Annotated in this window: 21 protein-coding genes; 12 read left to right on the top strand and 9 right to left on the bottom strand. The window is 70.7% G+C overall.

All coding sequences use genetic code 11. From position 1 onward, the window contains the following. Positions 1 to 9: 9 nt before the first annotated feature. Positions 10 to 1,188 carry a cytochrome P450 gene (locus CF8_RS08415; protein ID WP_010832701.1) on the top strand — a complete coding sequence of 393 codons (1,179 nt, stop codon included), beginning with the start codon at positions 10 to 12 and terminating at the stop codon, positions 1,186 to 1,188. A gap of 41 nt (positions 1,189 to 1,229) precedes the next feature. Then, the gene (locus CF8_RS20865; protein WP_051204159.1) at positions 1,230 to 1,757 is read left to right on the top strand and encodes a hypothetical protein; all 528 of its coding nucleotides are present in this window, start codon (positions 1,230 to 1,232) and stop codon (positions 1,755 to 1,757) included. Positions 1,758 to 2,285: 528 nt separating this feature from the next. On the opposite strand, the gene CF8_RS23035 is transcribed toward CF8_RS20865, so the two are convergent. The 7 genes from CF8_RS23035 to CF8_RS08385 form a co-directional block, all read right to left on the bottom strand. Beyond that, positions 2,286 to 2,804 (bottom strand): M28 family metallopeptidase, encoded by a 519-nt coding sequence (locus tag CF8_RS23035; RefSeq protein WP_232211597.1) that lies wholly within the window; start codon positions 2,802 to 2,804, stop codon positions 2,286 to 2,288. Between the two features lie 208 nt (positions 2,805 to 3,012). After that, a complete protein-coding gene (gene dprA / locus CF8_RS08400) occupies positions 3,013 to 4,044 on the bottom strand; it encodes a DNA-processing protein DprA (protein ID WP_010832698.1) in 1,032 nt (343 codons plus the stop codon). Next, positions 4,041 to 4,718 carry a hypothetical protein gene (locus tag CF8_RS20860; protein WP_010832697.1) on the bottom strand — a complete coding sequence of 226 codons (678 nt, stop codon included), beginning with the start codon at positions 4,716 to 4,718 and terminating at the stop codon, positions 4,041 to 4,043. The genes dprA and CF8_RS20860 overlap by 4 nt, the downstream gene beginning before the upstream one ends. Continuing rightward, positions 4,715 to 4,870 carry a hypothetical protein gene (locus tag CF8_RS22470; protein ID WP_198016976.1) on the bottom strand — a complete coding sequence of 52 codons (156 nt, stop codon included), beginning with the start codon at positions 4,868 to 4,870 and terminating at the stop codon, positions 4,715 to 4,717. The genes CF8_RS20860 and CF8_RS22470 overlap by 4 nt, the downstream gene beginning before the upstream one ends. 11 nt (positions 4,871 to 4,881) lie before the next feature. Continuing rightward, positions 4,882 to 5,910 (bottom strand): DUF4192 domain-containing protein, encoded by a 1,029-nt coding sequence (locus CF8_RS08395; protein WP_010832696.1) that lies wholly within the window; start codon positions 5,908 to 5,910, stop codon positions 4,882 to 4,884. A gap of 14 nt (positions 5,911 to 5,924) precedes the next feature. Next, positions 5,925 to 6,317, bottom strand: a complete 393-nt coding sequence (locus CF8_RS20855; protein WP_010832695.1) for a single-stranded DNA-binding protein — start codon at positions 6,315 to 6,317, stop codon at positions 5,925 to 5,927. Positions 6,318 to 6,559: 242 nt separating this feature from the next. Continuing rightward, positions 6,560 to 7,015 (bottom strand): hypothetical protein, encoded by a 456-nt coding sequence (locus CF8_RS08385; protein WP_084622825.1) that lies wholly within the window; start codon positions 7,013 to 7,015, stop codon positions 6,560 to 6,562. A 312-nt stretch (positions 7,016 to 7,327) separates the two neighbouring features. Here CF8_RS08385 and CF8_RS08380 point away from each other — a divergent pair, with 312 nt between their 5' ends. The 7 genes from CF8_RS08380 to CF8_RS08350 all read left to right on the top strand — a co-directional run bounded on the left by CF8_RS08380 (position 7,328) and on the right by CF8_RS08350 (position 11,513). Then, complete coding sequence (locus CF8_RS08380; RefSeq protein ID WP_036490580.1) at positions 7,328 to 8,905, top strand: ParB/RepB/Spo0J family partition protein; 1,578 nt, start codon at positions 7,328 to 7,330, stop codon at positions 8,903 to 8,905. Positions 8,906 to 9,020: 115 nt separating this feature from the next. Continuing rightward, positions 9,021 to 10,025: a DUF932 domain-containing protein gene (locus tag CF8_RS08375; RefSeq protein WP_010832692.1), complete on the top strand. Its 1,005-nt coding sequence runs from the start codon at positions 9,021 to 9,023 to the stop codon at positions 10,023 to 10,025. 76 nt (positions 10,026 to 10,101) lie between these two features. Beyond that, on the top strand, positions 10,102 to 10,398 hold the full coding sequence (locus CF8_RS08370) for a hypothetical protein (protein WP_010832691.1): 297 nt from the start codon (positions 10,102 to 10,104) through the stop codon (positions 10,396 to 10,398). Next, a complete protein-coding gene (locus CF8_RS08365) occupies positions 10,395 to 10,634 on the top strand; it encodes a hypothetical protein (protein ID WP_010832690.1) in 240 nt (79 codons plus the stop codon). Before CF8_RS08370 ends, CF8_RS08365 begins: the two co-directional genes overlap by 4 nt. Further along, a complete protein-coding gene (locus CF8_RS08360; protein ID WP_010832689.1) occupies positions 10,631 to 10,930 on the top strand; it encodes a hypothetical protein in 300 nt (99 codons plus the stop codon). Before CF8_RS08365 ends, CF8_RS08360 begins: the two co-directional genes overlap by 4 nt. After that, the gene (locus CF8_RS08355; RefSeq protein WP_010832688.1) at positions 10,927 to 11,169 is read left to right on the top strand and encodes a hypothetical protein; all 243 of its coding nucleotides are present in this window, start codon (positions 10,927 to 10,929) and stop codon (positions 11,167 to 11,169) included. The genes CF8_RS08360 and CF8_RS08355 overlap by 4 nt, the downstream gene beginning before the upstream one ends. After that, positions 11,166 to 11,513: a hypothetical protein gene (locus CF8_RS08350; protein WP_010832687.1), complete on the top strand. Its 348-nt coding sequence runs from the start codon at positions 11,166 to 11,168 to the stop codon at positions 11,511 to 11,513. Before CF8_RS08355 ends, CF8_RS08350 begins: the two co-directional genes overlap by 4 nt. Positions 11,514 to 11,578: 65 nt before the next feature. Here CF8_RS08350 and CF8_RS08345 read toward each other — a convergent pair whose 3' ends face one another. Together CF8_RS08345 and CF8_RS08340 are read right to left on the bottom strand one after the other, a co-directional pair. Further along, positions 11,579 to 12,106, bottom strand: a complete 528-nt coding sequence (locus CF8_RS08345) for a hypothetical protein (protein ID WP_084623054.1) — start codon at positions 12,104 to 12,106, stop codon at positions 11,579 to 11,581. Next, positions 12,084 to 12,494 carry a hypothetical protein gene (locus tag CF8_RS08340; RefSeq protein ID WP_010832685.1) on the bottom strand — a complete coding sequence of 137 codons (411 nt, stop codon included), beginning with the start codon at positions 12,492 to 12,494 and terminating at the stop codon, positions 12,084 to 12,086. The genes CF8_RS08345 and CF8_RS08340 overlap by 23 nt, the downstream gene beginning before the upstream one ends. 299 nt (positions 12,495 to 12,793) lie before the next feature. On the opposite strand from CF8_RS08340, the gene mobF reads away from it, so the two are divergent. The 3 genes from mobF to CF8_RS08325 all read left to right on the top strand — a co-directional run. After that, a complete protein-coding gene (mobF, locus tag CF8_RS08335) occupies positions 12,794 to 18,661 on the top strand; it encodes a MobF family relaxase (RefSeq protein ID WP_036490578.1) in 5,868 nt (1,955 codons plus the stop codon). 244 nt (positions 18,662 to 18,905) lie between these two features. Next, positions 18,906 to 19,952: a helix-turn-helix domain-containing protein gene (locus tag CF8_RS08330; protein ID WP_198016975.1), complete on the top strand. Its 1,047-nt coding sequence runs from the start codon at positions 18,906 to 18,908 to the stop codon at positions 19,950 to 19,952. Beyond that, on the top strand, positions 19,949 to 21,109 hold a 1,161-nt coding region (locus CF8_RS08325; RefSeq protein ID WP_036490576.1), incomplete at its 3' end, for a hypothetical protein. The genes CF8_RS08330 and CF8_RS08325, both read left to right, overlap by 4 nt.

Genomic DNA, 21,109 nt, shown 5'->3' with positions numbered 1-21,109 from the left:
AGAGATCCCATGAGCAACCAGCAGCTCACCTACAGCCCGTTCGACCCAAAGGTGATCGCGGACCCCTACCCCGTCTACCGCGAGCTGCGCGACAACGCTCCTGTGTACTGGTCCTCGCAGGCGAGCTGTTGGGTGCTCAGCCGCTACGACGACGTCACCACCGCCCTCGCCGATCCGACGACGTACTCCTCGGCGTCCGGGATCTTCCCCACCCCGCCCGGCGTGGACATGACCGACCTGTTCCTGCCCATGCTCATCATGAGCGACCCACCCCGCCACACCCAGCTGCGTCACCTCGTCAGCAAGGCCTTCACCCCGCGCCGCATCGCCGAGCTCGAGACGCACATCCACACCATCGTCGACGACCTCCTCGACCAAGCTCCCGGTGATGGCACCTGGGACATCGTCTCAGGGTTCGCCGGGCCCCTCCCGGCCATCGTCATCGCCGACATGCTCGGCGTCCCGCGCGAAGACCGCGACCAGTTCCGGACCTGGTCCACCACACTCATCCAGTCCAACCCCACACGAGGCGAGTTCGGCCCCGGCCTGGACGCCGCCGCCGCGCTTTATGAGTACTTCTCGGCGTTCCTCACCGAACGACGCGCGCACCCCAGAGACGACCTCATGACCGCACTCGTCCACGCCGAAGTCGACGGCCAACACCTCAGCGACGACGAGCTCCTCGGCTTCTGCCTGCTGCTGCTCGTCGCCGGGCACGAAACCACCACCAACCTGCTCTCCAACAGCGCCGTCATACTCGCCCAGCACCCCGAGAGCCGACAGCAACTGGCAGACAACCCAGATCTCTTACCGGCCGCAGTCGAGGAGTTGCTCCGTTACGACTCACCAGTCCAAGGCCTTGCGCGCACCCTGACCCGGCAAGTGGATCTGCACGGGCAAAGCATGAAGGCCGGCGACACCGTGCTGATGCTCTTCGGTTCGGCCAACCGCGACGACCACGCCTTCCCCGACGCCGACCACTTCGACATCCACCGCGCGCCCGAACGACAGGTCGCGTTCGGACGCGGCATCCACTTCTGCCTCGGCGCAGCCCTGGCCCGCCTCGAGGCACGCATCGCTCTGCAGGCACTCCTAGCCCGCCATCGTGACTGGGACGTCGACCTCGACTCAGCGGTCCGACTCCGCTCCGGCCCGATCCGCGGCTACGCCTCGCTGTCCGTGCAGTAGCGCAGGCGCACATCCCCAAACCTTCTGCAAAGGAGCAGCTCATGAGGAACGAACCGAAGCCGAGTCGCGCCGGTGTCCTCCACGAAGTGATCGAGGAGATCCTTATCCGCAAGGACGGGCAGATCCCCACCGACATCGACGGCATCGACACCTTCTTCGACGGGATCGAAGACCTCGTGAACGCTCTTCTGCTTCGATGGCACACCCGCTTGGTGGCATCCCTGGAACGGGGCCTCGCCGACGAACCCGAGGACCGTGAGGAGGCCGTGATTGAGGCATGGCAGCACGCCACCTGGATCTACTGGGGCGTGCGGAAGGTCATCGATGAGCTTGCAGAGAATCCGCCCACCGAAGGAGTTGCTCACGCTGTCCGCACGACCGCGCGCAACGACTGGGCCGCCATGGCCGTCGCGGCCGGGCTGGCCAGCGGCTTCGATGAACCAGCAGTTCGAGTTGGCCATCGTCTCGAGCTCGAAGCGCGACGGCGCAACCTCGTAGAGCACAGCACGGCCCGCATGCCTCGGCCGCGAACCGTGCTCGGCAAGGTCAAGGCAATGCTCACCGGCTGAGGGATCACCGCGAAGGAATGGCGCCTGCTCCCCTCCCCTGAACGAAGCCGGCCGCTAGGTTCAGTGCTGGTTCACGATCCCAGCCCGCGGAAGAGTCTGCGGCATCGTTCGCCCCCCGCACGATCCTCGCCTCGCGCTTCCGCACCGAGACGACCGGTCCGAGCAACGGGCAGTTGTCAGCGGTGTCTCGGACCGCTCTCTGGCGAGCGATGAACGTCTTGGAGACCACCACCCAGAGGTCGTGCGAAGACGCCCTCAGAAACGACGTCCACGTCGAGAATTGCCCGGCGTGTCCCGGCGAGGTTTGCGGACAAATGGCGGACAAGCAACCACCGACCCGGACGAGATGGAAGCTACGTGGCATGGAACGTAAGTGGGCGCGGCACGGCCCTCACAGGCTGCTACCGCGACTCGGATGTCGGAATGATCGGCGGGGTCGTTCTCGAGCCGACGTGCCGCAGAGCGAGCTGGAGGAGCAGAAGGTCCTCGCAGGCTCCTGGCACGACGCAACTCGTGGCGACATCAGCTTCAAGGACCTATCACCGCGTCGAGGCACACCACCAGGCCCGGGTGAGGAAGCGTCCGCGCGAGTTCGCGGGATCCGAGGTGCCACAGCTCCTCGAGGTCGACGAGCGCGATCACCACGCGGTGGTCGCGCCCTCGCAACTGACGAGCGACCTCGAGTGTCACGGCGACGCCCGAGGCGTTGTCGTCGGCGCCGGTACTGCAGCGGACGGTGTCGAGGTGTGCCATGAGCAGGACGTCGCCGGCCTGGTGGCCAGGATGGCCGGGTGGAGTCGCGAGCAGGTTGACGCCCTCGAGGTCGGACATCCAGCGCATGGCCAGGGGCGAGACCGGGTGCCCGGCGTCAGAGAGCCGCAGCGCCGGCCGCGGGCGGAAGACCCGCTCCTCCGCGGTCCATCCGGCCTCCTCGAGCTGCTCGCGGCAGTGCGCCCGGGCGGCCTGGAGGCTGCCGGGCACGTCGCGGTGCCGCGGCGTGGGGCAGAGCGCGTCGACGTCGCGGCGGAGCCGCATTTCGCTTGTCACAAGCAGCTGGTCAGCTCGCCCAGCTGAGCAGGTCCGGCGGACCCTCCAGGACGCGCTCAACGCTCACGGTCCAGATCCAGTCGACGCGGACGGCCGGCGCGGACGGCGGGCCGGTCAGGTTGATCATCGGTGTTGCCTCCTTGTCAGTTCAGCAGCGTAGGCGTGGACGCCAGGCGACATCGGGTTATCCACAGGGGTGCGGTTGGGGTCATCGTCGAGGCGCGGAGGCCGGCGCGATCGAGCTCGGGGCCTGGCCCTGCGGCGAGCGCACCGGCCCGGGGACGAAGGACTCGTCGAGCTGATCCCTCGCCGCCGAGTAGGCGTGGGTTGTGAGGTCGGTGATGACCTCCTGGGCGGTGGTGACCATGCTGGCCTGGCCGAGCCGGATCAGCTGGTTTACACCGACCGAGGCGGCGCTGGTGACGGGCCCTGGGACGCCCATGACGGGCCGGTGCAGGGCCTCGGCCCACCGGGCCATGCTGAGGGTGCCGCTGCGGATGGCGCCCTCGACGACCACGGTGCCTTCGGTCAGGCCGGCGACAATCCTGTTTCGGGCGAGGAACCGGGCGCGGGTGGGCGCGGCGCCCGGTGGCGCCTCGGCGACGACCAGGCCGCGGTCGGCGATCGCCTCGAGTAGCTGGGCGTGCGCGGCCGGGTAGGGCCGGTCGACCCCGCAGGGCATGACGGCGATGGTCGGGCCGCCGGCGAGGAGGGCGCCGCGGTGCGCTGCCTGGTCCACGCCGTACGCGAGTCCGCTGACGACGGTGTGGCCCATGGTCGCGAGGTCCCGGCTCAGCTCCGTCGCCTGGTGTGTGCCGTAGCTTGTCGCGGCGCGCGACCCAACCACGGCCACCGCGTTAGCTGCGAGCCGGGTCAAGTCGCCGGCTCCCCTGACCCACAGCCCGACTGGTTCGCCGCCGCGATCGTGCAGTGCGCCGGCGCCACGCAGGCCCGCGAGGCGGTCGGGCCATTCGGCATCGCCGGGGATGACGAACCGGATGCCCCGACCGTCGGCCTGCTCGAGGACCTTGCCGGGATCGACGTGGGCGAGCTCGTGGCCGATGGTGAAGCCCCAGTGGTTCTCTACCTCGCCGGCGGCCTCGAGGTAGTCCAGGACCTTGACGGCGCCGAGCTCGCTGACCAGGCCGGTGACGCGCAGGTCGCCGGGCTCGATGGCACTGCTCAGCTTGACGCGGGCCAGCCTGTCGGCGTCGTCGACGTCGGCGTGCGGGGTGCTCATGACGCCTGCTCGTAGGGTCCAAACAGCCAGCAGCTGGCCTCCCAAAGGGTGAGGTCCAAGATCTCCATGTCCGTTACGCCGGCGAGCCGGAGCGCTTCCCTCCCGTTGCCCAGGAGGTCCAGTGCCTGCCAGACATCGCAGGATCGCATCAGGAGGTAGACGCGCTCCCCCACCTTCTCCTCGTCGCCCAGGAGTGCGTCGTCGTCACGCGAGAACTCGAAGGCCACGTCGGCGCTGAGCCTGTTCAGCAGCTGCGCCGCTTCAACTTGTTCCTCGTTGCAGCTGGGAGTGGGGCCGGTGAGCCGCGCAACCAAGAGTGCGCTGAGCAGATGCACCAGCGCAGTTGCGGTGTCCCAGGGAACCGCGAGCTCGACTCGCGAACTCTGGGGGTTCTCCGGGTAGTAGGGCTGGCCTGCGTAGTGAACGGCAGCGCAGGCGACAGACTCTGCGAACCCGGTCTCCTGCCACCGGGGAACTTCCTGCTGGGGCAACGGAGTGAACGTGCCACCGTCGTCGACGACGAAACCCAGCCCGGACAACAGTTCGACGGTGCGTCGCAGCCGTTCCGCTGCCTCCGACCACGTGATGGGCACGCCGTGGCGTGCAACATTCCGGGCGACCTCCGCCGCGCTCGCGAGCACCCATTCGTCGACGTCGGTGCGAGGGGTGCTCATTCCTGGCCTCCCCACAGCAGGTCGAGGTCGGGTTCGTGGATGACGTCAAGGCGCTTGTCGGAGGCGTAGGCCGCGGGCTCGGGCACGACCAGGCGTCGCAGCTGTCGCTCGGTCGCACTGTGCTGCACCGGGGTGTCGTCGTCGTGGTTCATCGCGGTCCTCCTCAGCGGCCCGGGGCCGGGCGGTCGGTGACGGGCTGCGTGCCCGGAATGTCGCGCTGCTGGCCGGGTGGCTTGGGGACGAAGGACTCGTCCAGGTCGGCGGCGATGTCGCGCATCTGGGTCTGGTATCGCTCCCACTCGCGGGGGTGGATGCCGTTCTGCAAGGCCGAGGCGACGATGGCGGCCATGGAGTAGGGCCGGTCGACGGGCACCTGGTCGAGCGCGCACCAGGCCTTGGCGCCGTCGCCGTGCAGCCAGCTGGCGAAGCCGAGCATGGAGGCCGGCGCCGCGCGGACCTCGTCCGGACCGCGGCGGGTGAGGTCGGTCCAGATGGCCATGTGGGAGGTGGAGTTCTCCCGACTCATGTCCTCCCACAGCGCGTCCCGCGTGCTGATCGTCTCCTGGGCCACGAGCATCCGCGCACCGTCGACGTCGGAGAGCCGGTGGCCGTCGGCGTGGAACTGCTCGAGCCGGTCCAGGGCCCAGTCCCGCTCCGCAGCGGGTGTGCTGGCCGCGGCCGCCGCTCGAGCCGCGGGGAGGAGCTGGGCGATGGGCTCGCGGTCGCCGACCATGGAGGCGGCCAGGGACTCGCGGCTGGCGGCCGGCTGGGCGGCGCCGGTGAGCACGGTCGCGGCCGCGATCCGCTCAGCGGTCGACAGGGTCTGCAGCCCGGTCTGGCCGGTGTTGAACTCGCGCCAGCGCTCGCCGTCGGACCACAGCCTGATGTGGGTGGTGATGCCGACGTCCTGGAGCCGGTTGGACAGGTGCTGGCTGGCCAGCTCGGCGCTGCGGCGGTCCTCGGTGATGCAGATGATGGCGAGGCGGGCACCGGGCTGGGCGTGGCGGCCGTACGGGCCGCTGAGTGCGTCCCAGACCTGCTCGCGATCGGCGGCGGTCCGGGGCAGGTCAACGCGGGTGATCGGCAGCCCGGGCCGGAAGGGCACCAGGACGATCGACTCCTCGGGCTTGAAGCCGAGGACGTGCGGCACTGCGGCGAGCAGCTCGTCCGGGGACTGAACGACGAGATCCATCGGAGCGAACCTCCTCAGCTGGCCTGGGCCGCGTGCGGGGCGCGGTCCATGCGCGCGGACACGTACTTGAGCGAGATGCCGACCTCGCCGAAGCGGTTGTCGACGACCACGACGTCCTTACTGCGCTTCTCGCCGGTCTCCTTGTCCGGCCAGCTCTCGGTGCGCTCGAGGCCGTGGACGAAGATCGGGTCACCGGATCCGCAGCTGTCGTGTACGTGGGTGGCGGCCGAGCCGAAGATCTTGACGTTGTGGGCGGTGGGCTCGTCGCTGACCCACTCCCCCTGGTCGTTCTGGATCCGGCGGTTGACCAGGACGCGGCAGGTGACGAACGGCTTGTTGTTCTCGCGGGTGTGGTGCAGCTCCGGTGCCTCGGCCAGGTTGCCGGCGAAGGTGACGGTGGTGGACATGGCTTCCTCCTAGGTGACTGCCAGACGTTGATCGGTCCCGCAGTCACCTAGGTGTCATCCAGGCCCGGCAGCGATCACATCGGCCGAAGTCGTTTCCACCGCTCGAACCCGGCTGGCGGCGCGGCGGGAGATCACCCAGGGCACGCAGAAGCGCCCCGACCGGCTCTCGGGTACCGGATCGGGGTGCGGGGAGGCACGCTAGGACCAGGTGCCGACCCAACTGCCGGCGTCGTCCTCGCCGGCTACCGGGCAGGCTGGCGCCGCGGCGGTCGGTTGCTGAGCTTCTGCGGTGGCGGCGGCAGCTCGCGGCCCAGGCGCCGGCGGGCCTCCTCGGCGGCGACGATCACTGCCTCCTGGGCGAACGCCGAACGGGCGAGCATCCGGCCGAGCTCCTGACGGTCGGCCACGAGCGCGTCTTCGACCGCCTCGATGGTCGAGGCGGGCAGGTCGTGCTTCTTGTTGAAGCTCTTGCGGGTCACGCTGACCAGGGCGGGATGCTTCTCGCCCGCGGCCGCGAGCTCGGCCCGCTGCTGTGGTGATCGCCGGGCGTGGAGCTCGAGCGCCTGGGCGAGCCAGCCGACGAACGAGCCGGGTGAGTCGGCGTCGGTGTCCAGGTCTGCGAGGTAGGCCGATCGTGCGAGGTCCCACACGCCGGGTTTCCAATAGATCCCGACCGGGATCGTGGTTTGGCTCGTCACCTGATCACTCCCCTGGTCTCCTCCGCCGGCGTCGAGCTGCAGCGGCTAACACCAACGCCGCTGCATTCCCGGTCGGGGCCCTGCGCAGCCGTTCCCACCCTCGCCCGATTCCTTCCGTTCCAGCCAGCTACGAGGTGCAGCTGCGCCGCGCCGCCGCAGCGGAGTCCGCGCGCCCCGTGAGGCCGGGTTTTCCCCACCCTCGACGGGTGCCCACCTTTCCACAGGTCCGCCCTGTGGCCCGGTAGGCGTCGGCCCCCACTGGGAGACTTTGTTCTGTCAGTTCTTTCTATTCTACACATGGAGGACGGCCGCATGACCGACACCATCCAGACCCCCGCCGACACCGCCGCCGACGACGCCTCCGAGGCCGTTCAGGCTGAGGAGTTCCTGTACCTCGACCCGGCCGCGATCATCATCGGCACGAACGTCCGGACCGACCTGCGCGCCGACCACAAGGAGTTCCGCAAGTCGATCAAGGAGCGCGGCGTGCTGGAGGCCGTCACGGTCTACCGCAACGAGGACGGCCAGTACGTCCTGCTGCGCGGACAGCGCCGGACCGTCACCGCCGCCGAGGTCGGCACCCCCACCGGGTTGATCCCTGCCCGCGTCGTCCCCCAGCCCGCCGACGCCGACCGGATCGGGGACCAGATGGTGGAGAACATCCACCGCGCCGGGATGCGCGAGGCTGAGATCGTCGCGGGCGTGGAGCAGCTGGCCCTGCTTGGCGTGAGTGCCGCGCAGATCGCCAAGCGCACCAGCATCGACCGCCCGACCGTGAACGCCGCCCTGGTGGTCACCAAGGCCGACCAGAGCCGCAACCGGCTCGATTCCGGTGACCTGACGTTGGAGGAGGCCGCGATCTTCGCCGAGTTCGAGCACGACCCCGAGGCCGTCGAGCGCCTGGAGAATGCCAAGCGGTGGCGTCGCTCGCTCGCGCACGAGGCCCAGCGGCTGCGCGACGAGGCCGCCGAGCGCGAGGCCGACGCCGCCGAGGTCGAGCGACTGCGCTCCGAGGGTCTGCCGGTGCTGAGCGCCGAGGAGGTCGCGGAGGCCGACGAGGTGCTGCGCATCGAGCGGCTGGTCACCGAGGACGGCGAGTCGCTGCCCGAGGAGGAGTGGCCCAACGTTCCCGGCGCTCGCGTCCAGGTCGTCAAGGAGTGGGTCTACCCCGAGGACGAGTACGACGAGGAGCACGAGGACGACAGCGACGAGGAGCGCGAGGACGACGAGCCCGGCGAGCCCTACCAGCAGTACGTGCCGGTGTGGGTCGTCACCGACCTCGCCGCGTCCGGCCTGCGTCGTCGCGGCGGCGGGTCCGGCAGCACCGCCAGCGCGGACGAGGGCGGCGAGAGCGAGGAGGAGGCCGAGGCCCGCCGCGAGGAGCGCCGCCGCGTGATCGCCAACAACAAGGCCTGGTCGAGCGCGGAGACGGTGCGCCGCGAGTGGCTGGCCACGTTCGTGGCCCGCACGACCGCTCCGAAGGGAGCGGAGGCCCTGATCTGCGAGGCCGTCGTGACCGGCCACCACTCGCTGAGCAAGGCCATGGACCACCGACACCCGATGCTCTTCACGCTGCTCGGGATCGACGTCCCGACCGGCTACTACGGCGCGGGGTACGAGGAGTGCCACAAGATCGCGACCAAGGCGAGCACGCCGAAGGCCGCGACCATGACCACGCTCGCCGCCGTGGTCGCCGCTTGGGAGGCCACGACCGGCAAGCACTCGTGGCGCAACCCGAGCGCGTGGGACGCCCGCGTGCTCGGCGCGCTCGTGGAGTGGGGCTACCAGCCCAGCGAGGTCGAGCGGATCCTGCTCGGCGAGGAGCCGCAGCCGAGCACCGAGGACGACAGCGGCGACGACGCCGACGAGGCCAGCGACAGCGCCGCCTGATCGGCTCCCCTCCCCCACCTGAGGGCGGTTCTTCCTGTGGAGAACCGCCCTTAGTGGAATAGAAACCATAGATTGAACGCAGTTCGTTTGATCCGCTACCCGGGAGGACCCCGACATGTCACACGAGATCGAGACCCACGGCACGCAGGCCGCAGCCGTCTTCGCCCGCAAGGACGCCTGGCACCGCCTGGGCATCACCGTCCGCGACCGCGCGTTCACCGCCGAGGAAGCCATGAGGCTCGGCCACCTGGGCGGCTGGGACGTCCGCAAGTTGCCGCTCACCACCGCCGAGGTCAGCGAGGGCGGCGTCACCCCGATCGAGGTCCCCGGCTTCGCCACGGTGCGCACCAACCCGTTCACCGGAGCACCCGAGGCGCTCGGCGTCGTAGGCGGCGGCTACACCCCGCTGCAGAACGAGGACCACGCCGAGTTCCTGAACCTGCTGGCCGACGAGTCGGGCGCGATCTTCGACACCGCCGGGTCACTGCGCGGCGGGCGGCAGGTGTTCATCACCATGCAGCTGCCGAACTCGCTCACAGTCGGCGGTACCGACCGCGTCGACCTCAACATCGCCGCGCTCAACAGCCACGACGGCACCAGCGCGTTCCGCATCCTCGTCACCCCCGTCCGCGTCGTCTGCGCGAACACTCAGAGCGCGGCCCTGCGCAACCACGAGTCGTCGTTCTCGATCCGGCACACCCGCAACGCCAAGGCCGCCGTGCAGGCCGCCCGCGACGCGCTCGGGCTGACCTTCACCTACGTCGACGCGTTCCAGGTCGAGGCCGAGCGGCTGATCCAGCAGACCATGACCGACGCCGCGTTCGACGCCCTGATCGACGCCACGTTCGGCAAGGCCGAGGGCAACGCCACCAAGCGAGTCCGCGAGACCGAGCGCCGTCGCCGCTCCCGACTGCACTGGCTGTTCGCCGACGCCGAGACCCAGGCCGGCATCCGCGACACCGCGTGGGCCGGCTACCAGGCCGTGGCTGAGTACGTCGACCACTACGCCCCGGTCCGCACCAAGGGTGACGAGCACACCGCCCGCGCCACGCGGGTGCTCACCAGCGACGACCCCGACCGGATCAAGCGCCGCGCCTGGACCGCGCTCGCCCCCGCCTGACCGTTCCGCCAGTTCCTCCGGTGGCGGGCTGAGACCCCGAGTCCGGCCCGCCACCGGCCCGACCGAAGGAGGAGCCATGACCGACACGACCACCCACGCCAGCGCCGCCCCGACGACGCCCGACAGCACGCCGGTGGAGTGGTACACCGTGGACGCCGACGACCGCTGGCCGGGTCGCTGGACCGCGCACGCCGCCAGCGTCCACGCGCACGGGCGCACGTACCTGATCCGGATCACGCCCGGCGACCACGCGACCTACCTCGCCCCGGGGTTCTACGCCGACATCGACGGCGGCTACGGGCAGCACTGGGCGATCAACACCCGCACGCTCGACGAGGCCAAGCGCCGCGCAGTCGAGGACGTCCTGCGATGAGCCAGCCGACCGCCACGCCCGCCGACGTCGAGGCCAGCGCCGCCAAGGACCGGCACACGCTCAGCGAGGTCGCCTGCGACCTGATCGTCATCGAGCACCGGCTGCGCGACGTACGCCGCTGGACCCCCGAGACCGCCCGCGCCCACCTCGACGCGGCCCTGTCCAGCGTCGCCACGGCGCTGGACGCCCTGCACGCCGAGCACACCCACCGCACCACCGAACAGGAGCAGTCATGACCAACGACGCAGCTTCAACCACGACGGTGATCAGCGAGCACGACCAGCGCCGCATCCGAGCCGCCATGTCCGCGATGCCCTACGCCGCCACCGAGCGGGTACCCAAGCCGTGGGTCGCCATGGGCGATGCCGTCGACGCCGATGCCGTCGTGGCCTTCCTCCACGGGCTCGCGGAAGTCCTGGGCGAGGTCGCCGCCGAGAACGACAAGCACCGGCGCCGACTATTCTCCCTCGAGGCCGACGTGGAGGCCTTCCGCCGCATCATCGGCACCGCACCCGCCGAGGTGACCCCATGAGCGCCCACATCGAGTGGCTGGCCGCTCGGGAGACCAGCGTCCAGGTGTTCACCCCCGGCGAGGACTGGGTTGGTGCCGGTGAGCATCGTCAGCCGGTCCTCACCCTCGCCGGTGACGACGTGGTGGCGATTCAGGGCACGCCCGCCGAGTTGCGGGCGCTGGCCGCCCGGATCACCGCCGTGGCGACCGCCGCATCCGGGCGGCTCGACCTCGCCGCCCGGGAGGACCAGCCCGCATGAGCCAGGACGCCCTGCGCGCTCTGGAGACACGCGCCACCCCCGGCCCCTGGACTCCGGACGGTGACAAGATCCGCGCCACCACCGCCGACGCCCTGCTGCCCGACACCATCGTGGTGGCCCACTACACCGGGCACGACCACCGGCTCGGCCTCAAGACCACCGGCCATGCCGCCGACGTCGAGTTCATCGCCGCCGCCCGTGACGCGCTCCCCGACCGCCTCGACCGACTCGACCGCATCCGCGATCTTCACGCCAAGTGGGGCGAGCAGTCGCCCGAGGACGCTGACGGCTACCTCGACCTGTGGGAGACGCTCGGTCGCCTCCTCGACGGCGAGCGCGTCTGACCGCCCAGTCAGAAGGCCGCCCGTAGCGCTGTCCGCTGCGGGCGGCCTTCTGCGTCGGCCCAACCTCACCAGAGCGTCAGTTGCTCGCCCAGCAGCTCCTGGAGCCGCGCGAGGTCGTCGGCCACCAGCTGCGGGTCCTCGCGCGCCAGGTCGCGCAGTTCCCGCGCCCGGTGTCGCGGCCCACGCGGATCGGCCAGCGGGCTGTACGGCAACCGCCGCTGCACCGACCACTCCCGGCGGTTCTGCGTCGCGCTCGACACCACGACGTGATCCGGTGCGATCCGCTGACACAGCGGGTTGTGACACCGATGCCCGAGCAGCCGCGCCTCCGCGAGCGCGTCCACCCCGTTCATCACCGCGAACGCGAACCGGTGCGCGATGATCACCCGCCCTGGCGCGTACCAGAACCGGCCATGCCCGCCGCCGTCCGTGCGCTCACGATCGGACCGACCGGCAACCGCGCCAGTCCACCACAGGCACTCGCTCCCCGGCACCGTGGCGACCTTCGCCCGGTACCGCGCGAGCACAGCCGGATCGGTGATCGCGGCCGCGACCGCCGCGAGGCCGGCGTCATCCAGCCGACGAACCGGCACCCGCTCCCCCACCCCCAGCGGTCGCCAGCGCCGCACCGTCGCCGCCCTGCGCGCCGTCACGGTCGCTGTCCTGCTCGCCGTCGTCGCTCGCCAGCGACTCACTGGCGAGCCGCCGTAGCCGCGTCGCCTCGCGCGCGGTGATCGTCTCGCCGCACCACTCGACGGCCTCGCCCAGCGACAGGCCCTCGCGCTCGGTCAACTCCCGGAGCGCCTCACCCGCGCGCTTCTCGGTCTCGGCCACCGCCGCGTCGCGCTCACCGATCGCGACCATGACCCGCTCGGCCAGGTCGATCACCCGACGCTCCCGCTCCTCGCGCTCGCGCCGCCGCTTCTCGGCCATCTCCCGCGCCGTACGCCGTGCCTGCTGCTTGATCGTCTGCTGACTCATCCGGTCCTCACTCGTGTCGACATGGACTCTGACAGTCACCTACGACATTTCCCGGACCCCGAGCGATCACAGAACCGCAGAAACCTTCAAACCCGCTCCCTCGACCCGTTCAGCCCACCCGATCCGAACCCGACGCCCCAGCCGTCACCGACAGCCCTCAGCGTCCCCCCAGATTTCCTCGACCGACCAAGTGCCACACACCTAGTGCATTCCCGGTTCTCCGAATAGAAAGAACAGACGAAACTTCGCGGCGAAACTGATCGTTCCGAGGCCCCGATCGGACGTAGGTGCCCGTGACGATGAGCCTCCACAAGCTGACGGCCGGGTCGGGGTACGACTACCTGACCCGCCAGGTCGCAGCGATGGACGCCACCGACAAGGGTCACACCGGGCTCGCGAGCTACTACACCGAGAAGGGCGAGACCCCCGGCGTGTGGGTCGGATCCGGCATGGAGGGCATCGAGGGCCTCGACGCCGGCGACACCGTCACCGCCGACCACATGCAGAACCTGTTCGGCGCCGGGAACCACCCGCTGGCCACCGCACGCACCATGGAGCTGGACCTGCGGGTCGGTCGCGCAGACGTCGCGAGCCCGACCGATGCCGACTACAAGGCTGCCGCTCGTCTCGGCACCCCGTACAAGGTCTACGAGAACGACGTCAGCGCCTTCCGGGTCGAGGTCGCCAAACGCCTCGCGGCCGTCAACGAGGCCGCCGGACTGCCGGGCGACTGGCCGGTCCCAGCCCCGGAGCGGGCGCGGATCCGCACCGAGATCGGGCGTGGCTTCTTCCGGGCCGAGCACGGCCGCGAGCCTGCCGACGCGCGCGAACTCGCCGCCACGATCGCCAAGCACTCCCGGCCCAAGACCAACGCCGTGGCCGGATACGACCTCACCTTCTCGCCGGTGAAGAGCGTCTCCACGCTGTGGGCACTGGCCGACCCCAAGACCGCCGCGGTCATCGAGCGCGCCCACCAGGCGGCGATCAAGGACGCACTGCTCTTCATCGAGACCAAGGCGCTGTTCACCCGCCAGGGCACCAACGGGATCCGCCAGGTCAACGTCCGCGGCCTGATCGCCACCGCGTTCACCCACCGCGACTCCCGCGCCGGCGACCCCGATCTGCACACCCACGTCGCGGTCGCGAACAAGGTCCAAACCCTCGACGGGAAGTGGCTGGCGATCGACGGCCGGCTGCTCTACAAGGCCAAGGTCTCTGCCTCGGAGACCTACAACACCGCCCTCGAGCGGCACCTGGGCGATGCGCTGGGGGTGCGGTTCGCGGAGCGCCCGAATCCCGACGCCCGGAAGCGGCCGGTGCGCGAGATCGTCGGCGTCGACCCCGACCTCAACCACCGCTTCTCCAAGCGCCGAGTCAGCGTCGAGGCCCGCCGCAAGGTGCTGGCCGCCGAGTTCCAGGCATCCCACGGCCGCCCGCCGACACCGATCGAGACGCTGCAGCTGGCCCAGCGGGCCACGCTGGAAACCCGCGAGGCCAAGCACGAGCCCCGCTCCCTCGACGAGCAGCGGGAGGCCTGGAACCGCGAGGCGGTCGAGGTCCTCGGCTCACCGCGAGGCCTGCAGCAAATGCTCCACGGCGCACTCAACCCGACCGCCGCCGGGACCGCCCCGGTCGCCGACGCGGAGTGGTTCGCCAAGTCCAGCGACCGCATCGTGACGACGATGGAAGGCGGCCGCGCCACCTGGCAGTACTGGCACGTCTACGCCGAGGCCCAGCGCCAGGTGCGTGCCGCCAATGTGCCAACCGACCAGGTCAACACCGTCGTCGGCCTGCTGGTCAGCGAGGTTCTCGACGGCCGATCGGTCAGCATCACTCGCCCCTTCGACGAGATCTCCGAGCCGCCCGAGCTGCGCAAGCTGGACGGCGCCTCGGTCTACACCGTCGGCGGCGTCCACCTGTTCACCTCGAGCAAGGTCCTGGCCGCCGAAGAGCGCCTGGTGGAGGCCGCCGGCCGCCGCGACGGCTACGCGGTCGACGAGCAGAACGTCGCCCTGGCGCTCCTGGAGTCCGAAGCCAACGGGGTCACCCTCAACGCCGGCCAGGCCACTTTGGTCAAGGAGATGGCCACCTCCGGCGCCCGGCTGCAGCTGGCCATCGCGCCCGCCGGATCGGGCAAGACCACCGCGATGCGGGCGCTCGCCCAGGCCTGGACCGACGGCGGTGGCAGCATGATCGGCCTCGCCCCCTCAGCCGCAGCCGCGGACGCGCTGAGGGTCTCGATGGGCTCCCAGATCGACACCCAGACCGACACCCTCGCCAAACTCACCCACTCCCTGATCACCGGCGATGCCCCCGACTGGGTCGCCGGCATCGGCCCCCAGACGCTCGTGGTGATCGACGAGGCCGGCATGGCCGACACGCTCTCCCTCGACATCGCCGTGCAGCACGTCCTAGAGCGCGGCGGCAGCGTCCGCCTGGTCGGCGACGACCAGCAGCTCGCCGCGATCGGCGCCGGCGGCGTGCTGCGCGACATCCGCGCCACCCACGGCGCGCTGCAGCTGACCGAGCTCGTCCGGTTCACCGACCCGGCCGAAGGCGCCGCCTCGCTGGCGCTGCGCGAGGGCAAGGGCGAGGCTCTGGGCTTCTACCTCGACCGCGACCGGGTGCACGTAGGCGACCTGGCCACGATGACCGAGGACGTGTTCGCGGCCTGGCAGGCCGACCGTGCCGCGGGGCTGGACGCGATCATGCTCGCCCCGACCCGCGAGCTGGTCAGCGAGCTCAACCAGCAGGCCCGCGCCCACCGACTCGAGGGGGCCGACCCCGCCAGCGTCGGCCCGGCCCGGCGCCTGGCCGACGGCAACGAGGCCAGCATCGGCGAGCTGATCATCACCCGCACCAACGACCGCAAGCTGCGCACCTCGGCCACCGACTGGGTCAAGAACGGCGACCGGTGGACCGTCCTCGGCCTCCACGAGAGCGGCGACCTGACCGTGCAGCACACCCAGCACGGCCGCACCGTCCGCCTCCCCCGTGAGTACGTCGAGACCTCCACCGAACTCGGCTACGCCTGCACCGTGCACACCGCCCAGGGCGTCACCGCCGACACCATGCACGGCCTGGCCACCGGCACCGAGTCGCGCCAGCAGCTCTACACGATGCTCACCCGCGGCAAGAGCGGCAACCACGTCTACCTCGAGGTCGTGGGGGACGGCGACCCGCACTCGGTGATCCACCCGACCCTGGTCCGTCCGCTCACCCCCACCGACATCCTCGAGTCGATGCTGGCCCGCGACGACGCACAGCGGTCCGCGACCAGCCTCATGCGCGAGCAGGCCGACCCCGCCACCCGGCTCGGTGAGGCAGCCCAGCGCTACCTCGACAGCCTCTACGTCGCCGCCGAGAACGTCGTCGGTCCCGATGTCGTCGAGGCCCTGGACAGCACCGTCGACCAGCTGCTCCCCGGCCTGGCCGATGAGGCTGCCTGGCCCACGCTGCGCGCCCATATGCTGCTGCTTGGCGCCGCGGGTGAGAACCCCGTGGAGGCGCTGCGCACGGCCGCGATCGACCGAGAACTGGTCTCGGCCGAGGACCGCGCCGCGGTGCTCGACTGGCGGCTGGACGCCTCCGGACTCCGCAGCACAGGCAACGCCGCAATTCCAAGTCCACTGCCCTGGATGCCCGGCGTACCGGAGCGACTGGCCGACGATCCGCGCTGGGGTGCCTACCTCGACCAGCGCGCGCACCTGGTCGACCAGCTCGCTGACGAGGTCCGCGGCCGGGCCGCGGCACAGACGTCGCTGCCGACTTGGGCGCAGAACGGGATCCGACCCGACACCGACACGGTGGCCGACGTCGAGGTCTGGCGAGCGGCCATGCAGGTCCCCGTCGACGACCGTCGCCCGACCGGCGCGCCGCAGCTACAGAAGGCCTCCTCCACCTACCAGCGACGGCTCAACCGGCGCATCACCGGCGACCACACCCCGGCGCTCACGGAATGGCGCCAACTGCTCTGCTCGCTGGCCCCGCAGGTCCGCGGCGACGAGTTCACCCCGCTCCTTGCCGAACGGCTCGCGGCCATGTCGCGCGCCGGCGTTCAGGCCCACCAGCTGCTCCGCACCGCCGCCGGAGCCGGCCAGCTGCCCGACGAGCACGCCGCGGCGGCGCTGTGGTGGCGCATGGCACGCCACCTCTCGCCCGCCGTGGCCGCCCAGGTCGGGCACGGCTCTCACGGCGAGGGGGTCACCACCACCTGGGCAGCGCAGTTGCCCGAACTGCTTGGCGAGGAGCGGGCCGCCCGCATTCAGGCGAGCGCCTGGTGGCCCGCGCTGATCTCCAACGTCGACCACGGACTGCAGCGCGGATGGCAGCTCGAAGCCCTTCTGTCGGCCGGGGCCGCCCTGCCCTCCGACGACGTCGACGAGTGCCAGGTGCTGGTGTGGCGAACCTCGATCGCGCTCGAACCGATCCCCGAAGAGCACGAGCACGACGACCACTTCGACGAGCCGCCGGTGGACATGTGGGACGGCGTCGAGCCCGACCCGGCCACGTTGGTCGACCACCCCGACGACATCGAATGGCCGCTCCCGCACGACCTCGAGACCGACGTCGACCACCTGGTCGACCAGCCCGAGCCGGACCAGGTCATCGACGCTGTCGCCCAGGTCAGCGACACCGACGTCTCGGCCGAGCCCGTCGCCGACGAGGAGCAGGACATCGTATGGCAGCTGCTCCTCGCTGAGCTGAGCCGCGACAACGCCACTCCGATGGAGCCCACCGACGCCTACCTTCGCCGCGTCTACGAGTGGGAGCAGGAGGCAGCGGCCAGCCCGGTCACCCGCGCGCGCATGCTCGAGATAAGCGAGATCACGCAGACCTTCTTCGAGTCCCGGTTCACCGACTCGTGGGGTCGCGACTACCTCACCGGCCGGTTCGGGATCGACCTCGCCGGGCACGAGCACTTCCGTCCCGGGCAGGCGCCGGCCGGGTGGACCAACCTGGTCGACCACCTGCGCCACCGTGGCGTCAGCGACGCCGAGATGGTGGCCACCGGGGTCGCCACCACCGCCAGCACCGGCCGACTGATCGACCGGTTCCGGGACCGGGTGATGTTCCCGGTGGTCCACAACGGTGAGGTGCTCGGGTTCGTCGGCCGACGCCGACCTGACCTCACCGACGCGGACAAGGGCGGCCCGAAGTACCTGAACACCGCCGACACCCCGCTGTTCCACAAGGGCGCTCAGCTGTACGGCGTCGTCGACGAGCTCCTCGCCGAGGGCGCCGTCCCGGTCATCGTCGAGGGCCCCATGGACGCGATCGCGGTCACGCTGGCCAGCGCCGGCCGCTACCTCGGCGTGGCCCCGCTCGGCACGTCACTGACCGACGACCAGGCCTCCCAGCTCGGCGGAATCGGCCGCGACCCGATCGTCGCCACCGACGCCGACCTCGCCGGCCAGGTCGCGGCCGAGCGCGACTTCTGGATGCTCACCCCGCACGGTCTCGACCCCGGCTACGCCCGCTTCCCCGAGGGTCTGGACCCGGCCGACCTGCTCGCCCACCGCGGCCCCGCGGCCCTCGCTGCGGCGCTGGCCAGCGGCCAGACGCTGGGTGACCAGCTGCTCTCCGAGCGGCTCGACAACCTCGCGCCCGAGCAGGCCCGCGTGGCCGCGATGCGGGTCCTTGCCGCCCGGCCCAGCCGCGCCTGGGCGCCGGGCACCAACCAGGTGCGCGCCCGACTGCTGCTCTCCGAACTGCAGTCGCGGCGGGACCTGGGCGACGCCGTCAAGGCGTGGGACGCCGACCCCCGTAAGGCCGCCCAGGCCGAGCTGAACAGCAGCAGCGAGGTCCGCGCCCGCCTCGAGGCCGCGGCCGCGAAGTCGCCGGCGGAACGCTGGGCTCCGCTGGCCCGCGAGGTCGACCCGCGACTGGTGGAGCAGTGCGACTGGCCCGCCACCGCGGCGATGCTGCAGCAGGCACACGAGCAAGGGCACGACGTCGGTGCCGCCACGCGAGCCCTGGTCGCCGAAGCTCCCCTGGGCGACAGCCCGGCCCGCGACCTTCGCTACCGGATCGTCTCCCGCCTTCGCCTCCCCATCATCACCGGCGAAGCGACCAGCGGCCCCCCGCCCCTCTCGCGCACGGAGGCGAGTGACCGCCAAGACACAGCCCGGCCCCGGCCGCCGCGGCCCGGCACGCCCCGCCGCTGATCTCCGCTCTGCAAGGGCATGGCCGCCAGACTTGGTGGTCACCCCACCCGAACACAAGCAAACTCCCTCGCGGCCATCGTCAACCTGGCCATCGTTGACCTGGCCGGCACGACTGGGTCGACCGCGTCCGCCGCCCCCCTGAGGAGCCGAGCCGGCACACGCCGTCGCCCCCTTACCGCTGGTCGTGCGACATGCGGAAATATTTTTGCATCACCGAGGTTGCGATGGATGTTAGAGTTGCGCCGTGACCGAGGTTCTGCGCGATTCGAAATCCACTGGGGAGATGATCCAGCTGGTTCGAGTCGCGCGCGGGCTGACGCAGACCGAGCTGGCAAAACGGGCCGGCATCTCGCAGGCAGTGCTTTCTAAGGTCGAGACGGGCATCGTCACGCTCGACGACGAACGTCTGGCCGTCTTCGCGGAGCACCTCGACGTGCCACTGGCCCGGCTGACAACCTGCGAGCCAACGGGAGGAGTGCTCTCCGCGTGTGCGTTCCACCGCAAGCGCAACAGTCTCCCCGTCTCCGACGCCAACCGGATCCGCGCCAACCTTGACTTGCGACGCATGCAGGTGGAGGCACTTCTGCCCCTGAGGGACGGTGAGGTGACGGTGCCGCGCACCCCGCCCTCCGACGACGACTGGGACAGCCCAGAGACGATCGCGCTCGACGTCCGCGACGCGATGGGCCTCGGAGACGGCCCCATCGACGACCTCGTCGCCGCCGTCGAGAGCACCGGAGCGGTCGTCATCGTCGCCGACCTCGGCGCCGCCCGCATCGACGCGATCGGGAGCTGGCCCGCCGGTCACCGGCCCGTCTTCATGCTGAACTCCCGCACTCCGGCCGACCGTCGGCGGTTCACCCTCGCCCACGAGTACGGGCACGCCGTCATGCACGAGCTCCCCAGGAGCGACCAGGAGGCCGAAGCCGACCGGTTCGCCAGCGAGCTCCTGATGCCGTCGAACTCGATCCGCTCCGAGCTGACGAAGCTCGACCTGCCCAAACTCGTCCACCTGAAACCCCGCTGGGGCGCGTCGATGGCCGCCATCATCCGCAAGGCCCGCGACGTCGACGCCATCACCGACCACGACTACAAGCAGCTGAACATCGCACTGTCCACGGCCGGGTACCGAACCAACGAGCCCGTCCCTCTCCACGAGGAGCTGCCAACCCTGGTCGACCAGGCCGTCCACCAGCACCTCCAGGAGGGCGAGCTCATTCCGCAGCTCGCCGACCGGGCACTCATGACCGTCAACGAGTTCACCAACGTCTACTGCAAGGGCAGCCGATGACCACCGAGACCAACACTCCACAGACCGTCCCGTCATCGGGATCCGGCCGCACCCCCGCCACCCGGCAGGCGGCCCCGGGGCTCGCCCGCACCAGCATCAGCGGCCGGGTCCTGGTAGCAGCCGGCAGCCAGGAGCAGTACAAGTACCCCGAGCTGATCAAGACCGAGGCCAGTTCGCTCGACACGACCGGCCTGGTTGTGTGCGGCGCCGACGCCGTCGCCACGATGCGACGCATCAGGGCCAGCCACCCCGACCTGTTCCTCGTGTTCGACCCGCCCGAGAACGACCGGTTCACGGCGACGGCCGACGACCCGTTCCCACAAGAAGGCGAGCCCGAAGACTCCCTCTTCTCGCTGCCTCGCGCCACCCTGGTCGAGCGCATCCAGTCCCAGATCGACGCCGGCGCCTCGATCGCCATGACGCCGACCGGGCACATCCAGGCCGGCGACCGGTCCGCGCTGCGCGCCGTGATTACCGAGACCAACAAGCTGAAGCGCGACGACTTCGTCGTCGTGCTGCCACTAGCCCCCAAGTGGCTCGTCGGACCCGCCCTGAAGACAGTGATGGCCGCGGTTAAGCGAAGCACGCACCCGGTCGCGATCACGCTGTGCGACTCGAACAGCGACCCGATGTCGCACAAGGGTGTTCTCGACGGTGCGCACGAGCTCGCCGCAATGGAGAACCCGCCCATGTTCCACAAGACCGACCTCGCCGGTCTCGATGCCATGGCCCACGGCGCGCTCGCCGCGTCGGTCGGCGTGATCGCCAGCAAGCGCCGCGGCGGCGTCCCGGGCAGGCCACCGTTCGCGTCGCGGACCAAGAGGGGCGCAAACGTCCTCATCGACGACCTGCTGCGGTTCCGGCGCAGCCTCGACATGCAGGACCAGTGGTACGCCTCCCGCGCCGCCCCCGACTGCGACTGCCAGGTCTGCGACAGCCAGCCCATCGACCGGTTCACGAGCGAGGACTACGACTGCGTCATCGCCGCACAGCACAACGCGATCATGGTCATCAGCTACATCAACGAGGCCAGCGCTGCCGGCGGGTTCCCGCTGTACTGGCCCGACAAGGTCCGCGACGCCATCGTCGCCCACGCCGCCCTGAGCCAGTACGTCGGAACCAAGATTGACCCGCCTAGGTGTTCTGTCCGGACAGGT

The sequence above is a fragment of the Nocardioides sp. CF8 genome (assembly GCF_000389985.1).
In the GTDB taxonomy this organism is placed as follows: Bacteria; Actinomycetota; Actinomycetes; order Propionibacteriales; family Nocardioidaceae; genus Nocardioides; species Nocardioides allogilvus.
Note: the sequence above shows the minus strand (reverse complement) of the source record. Positions and strands in the feature narration are given on the sequence as shown.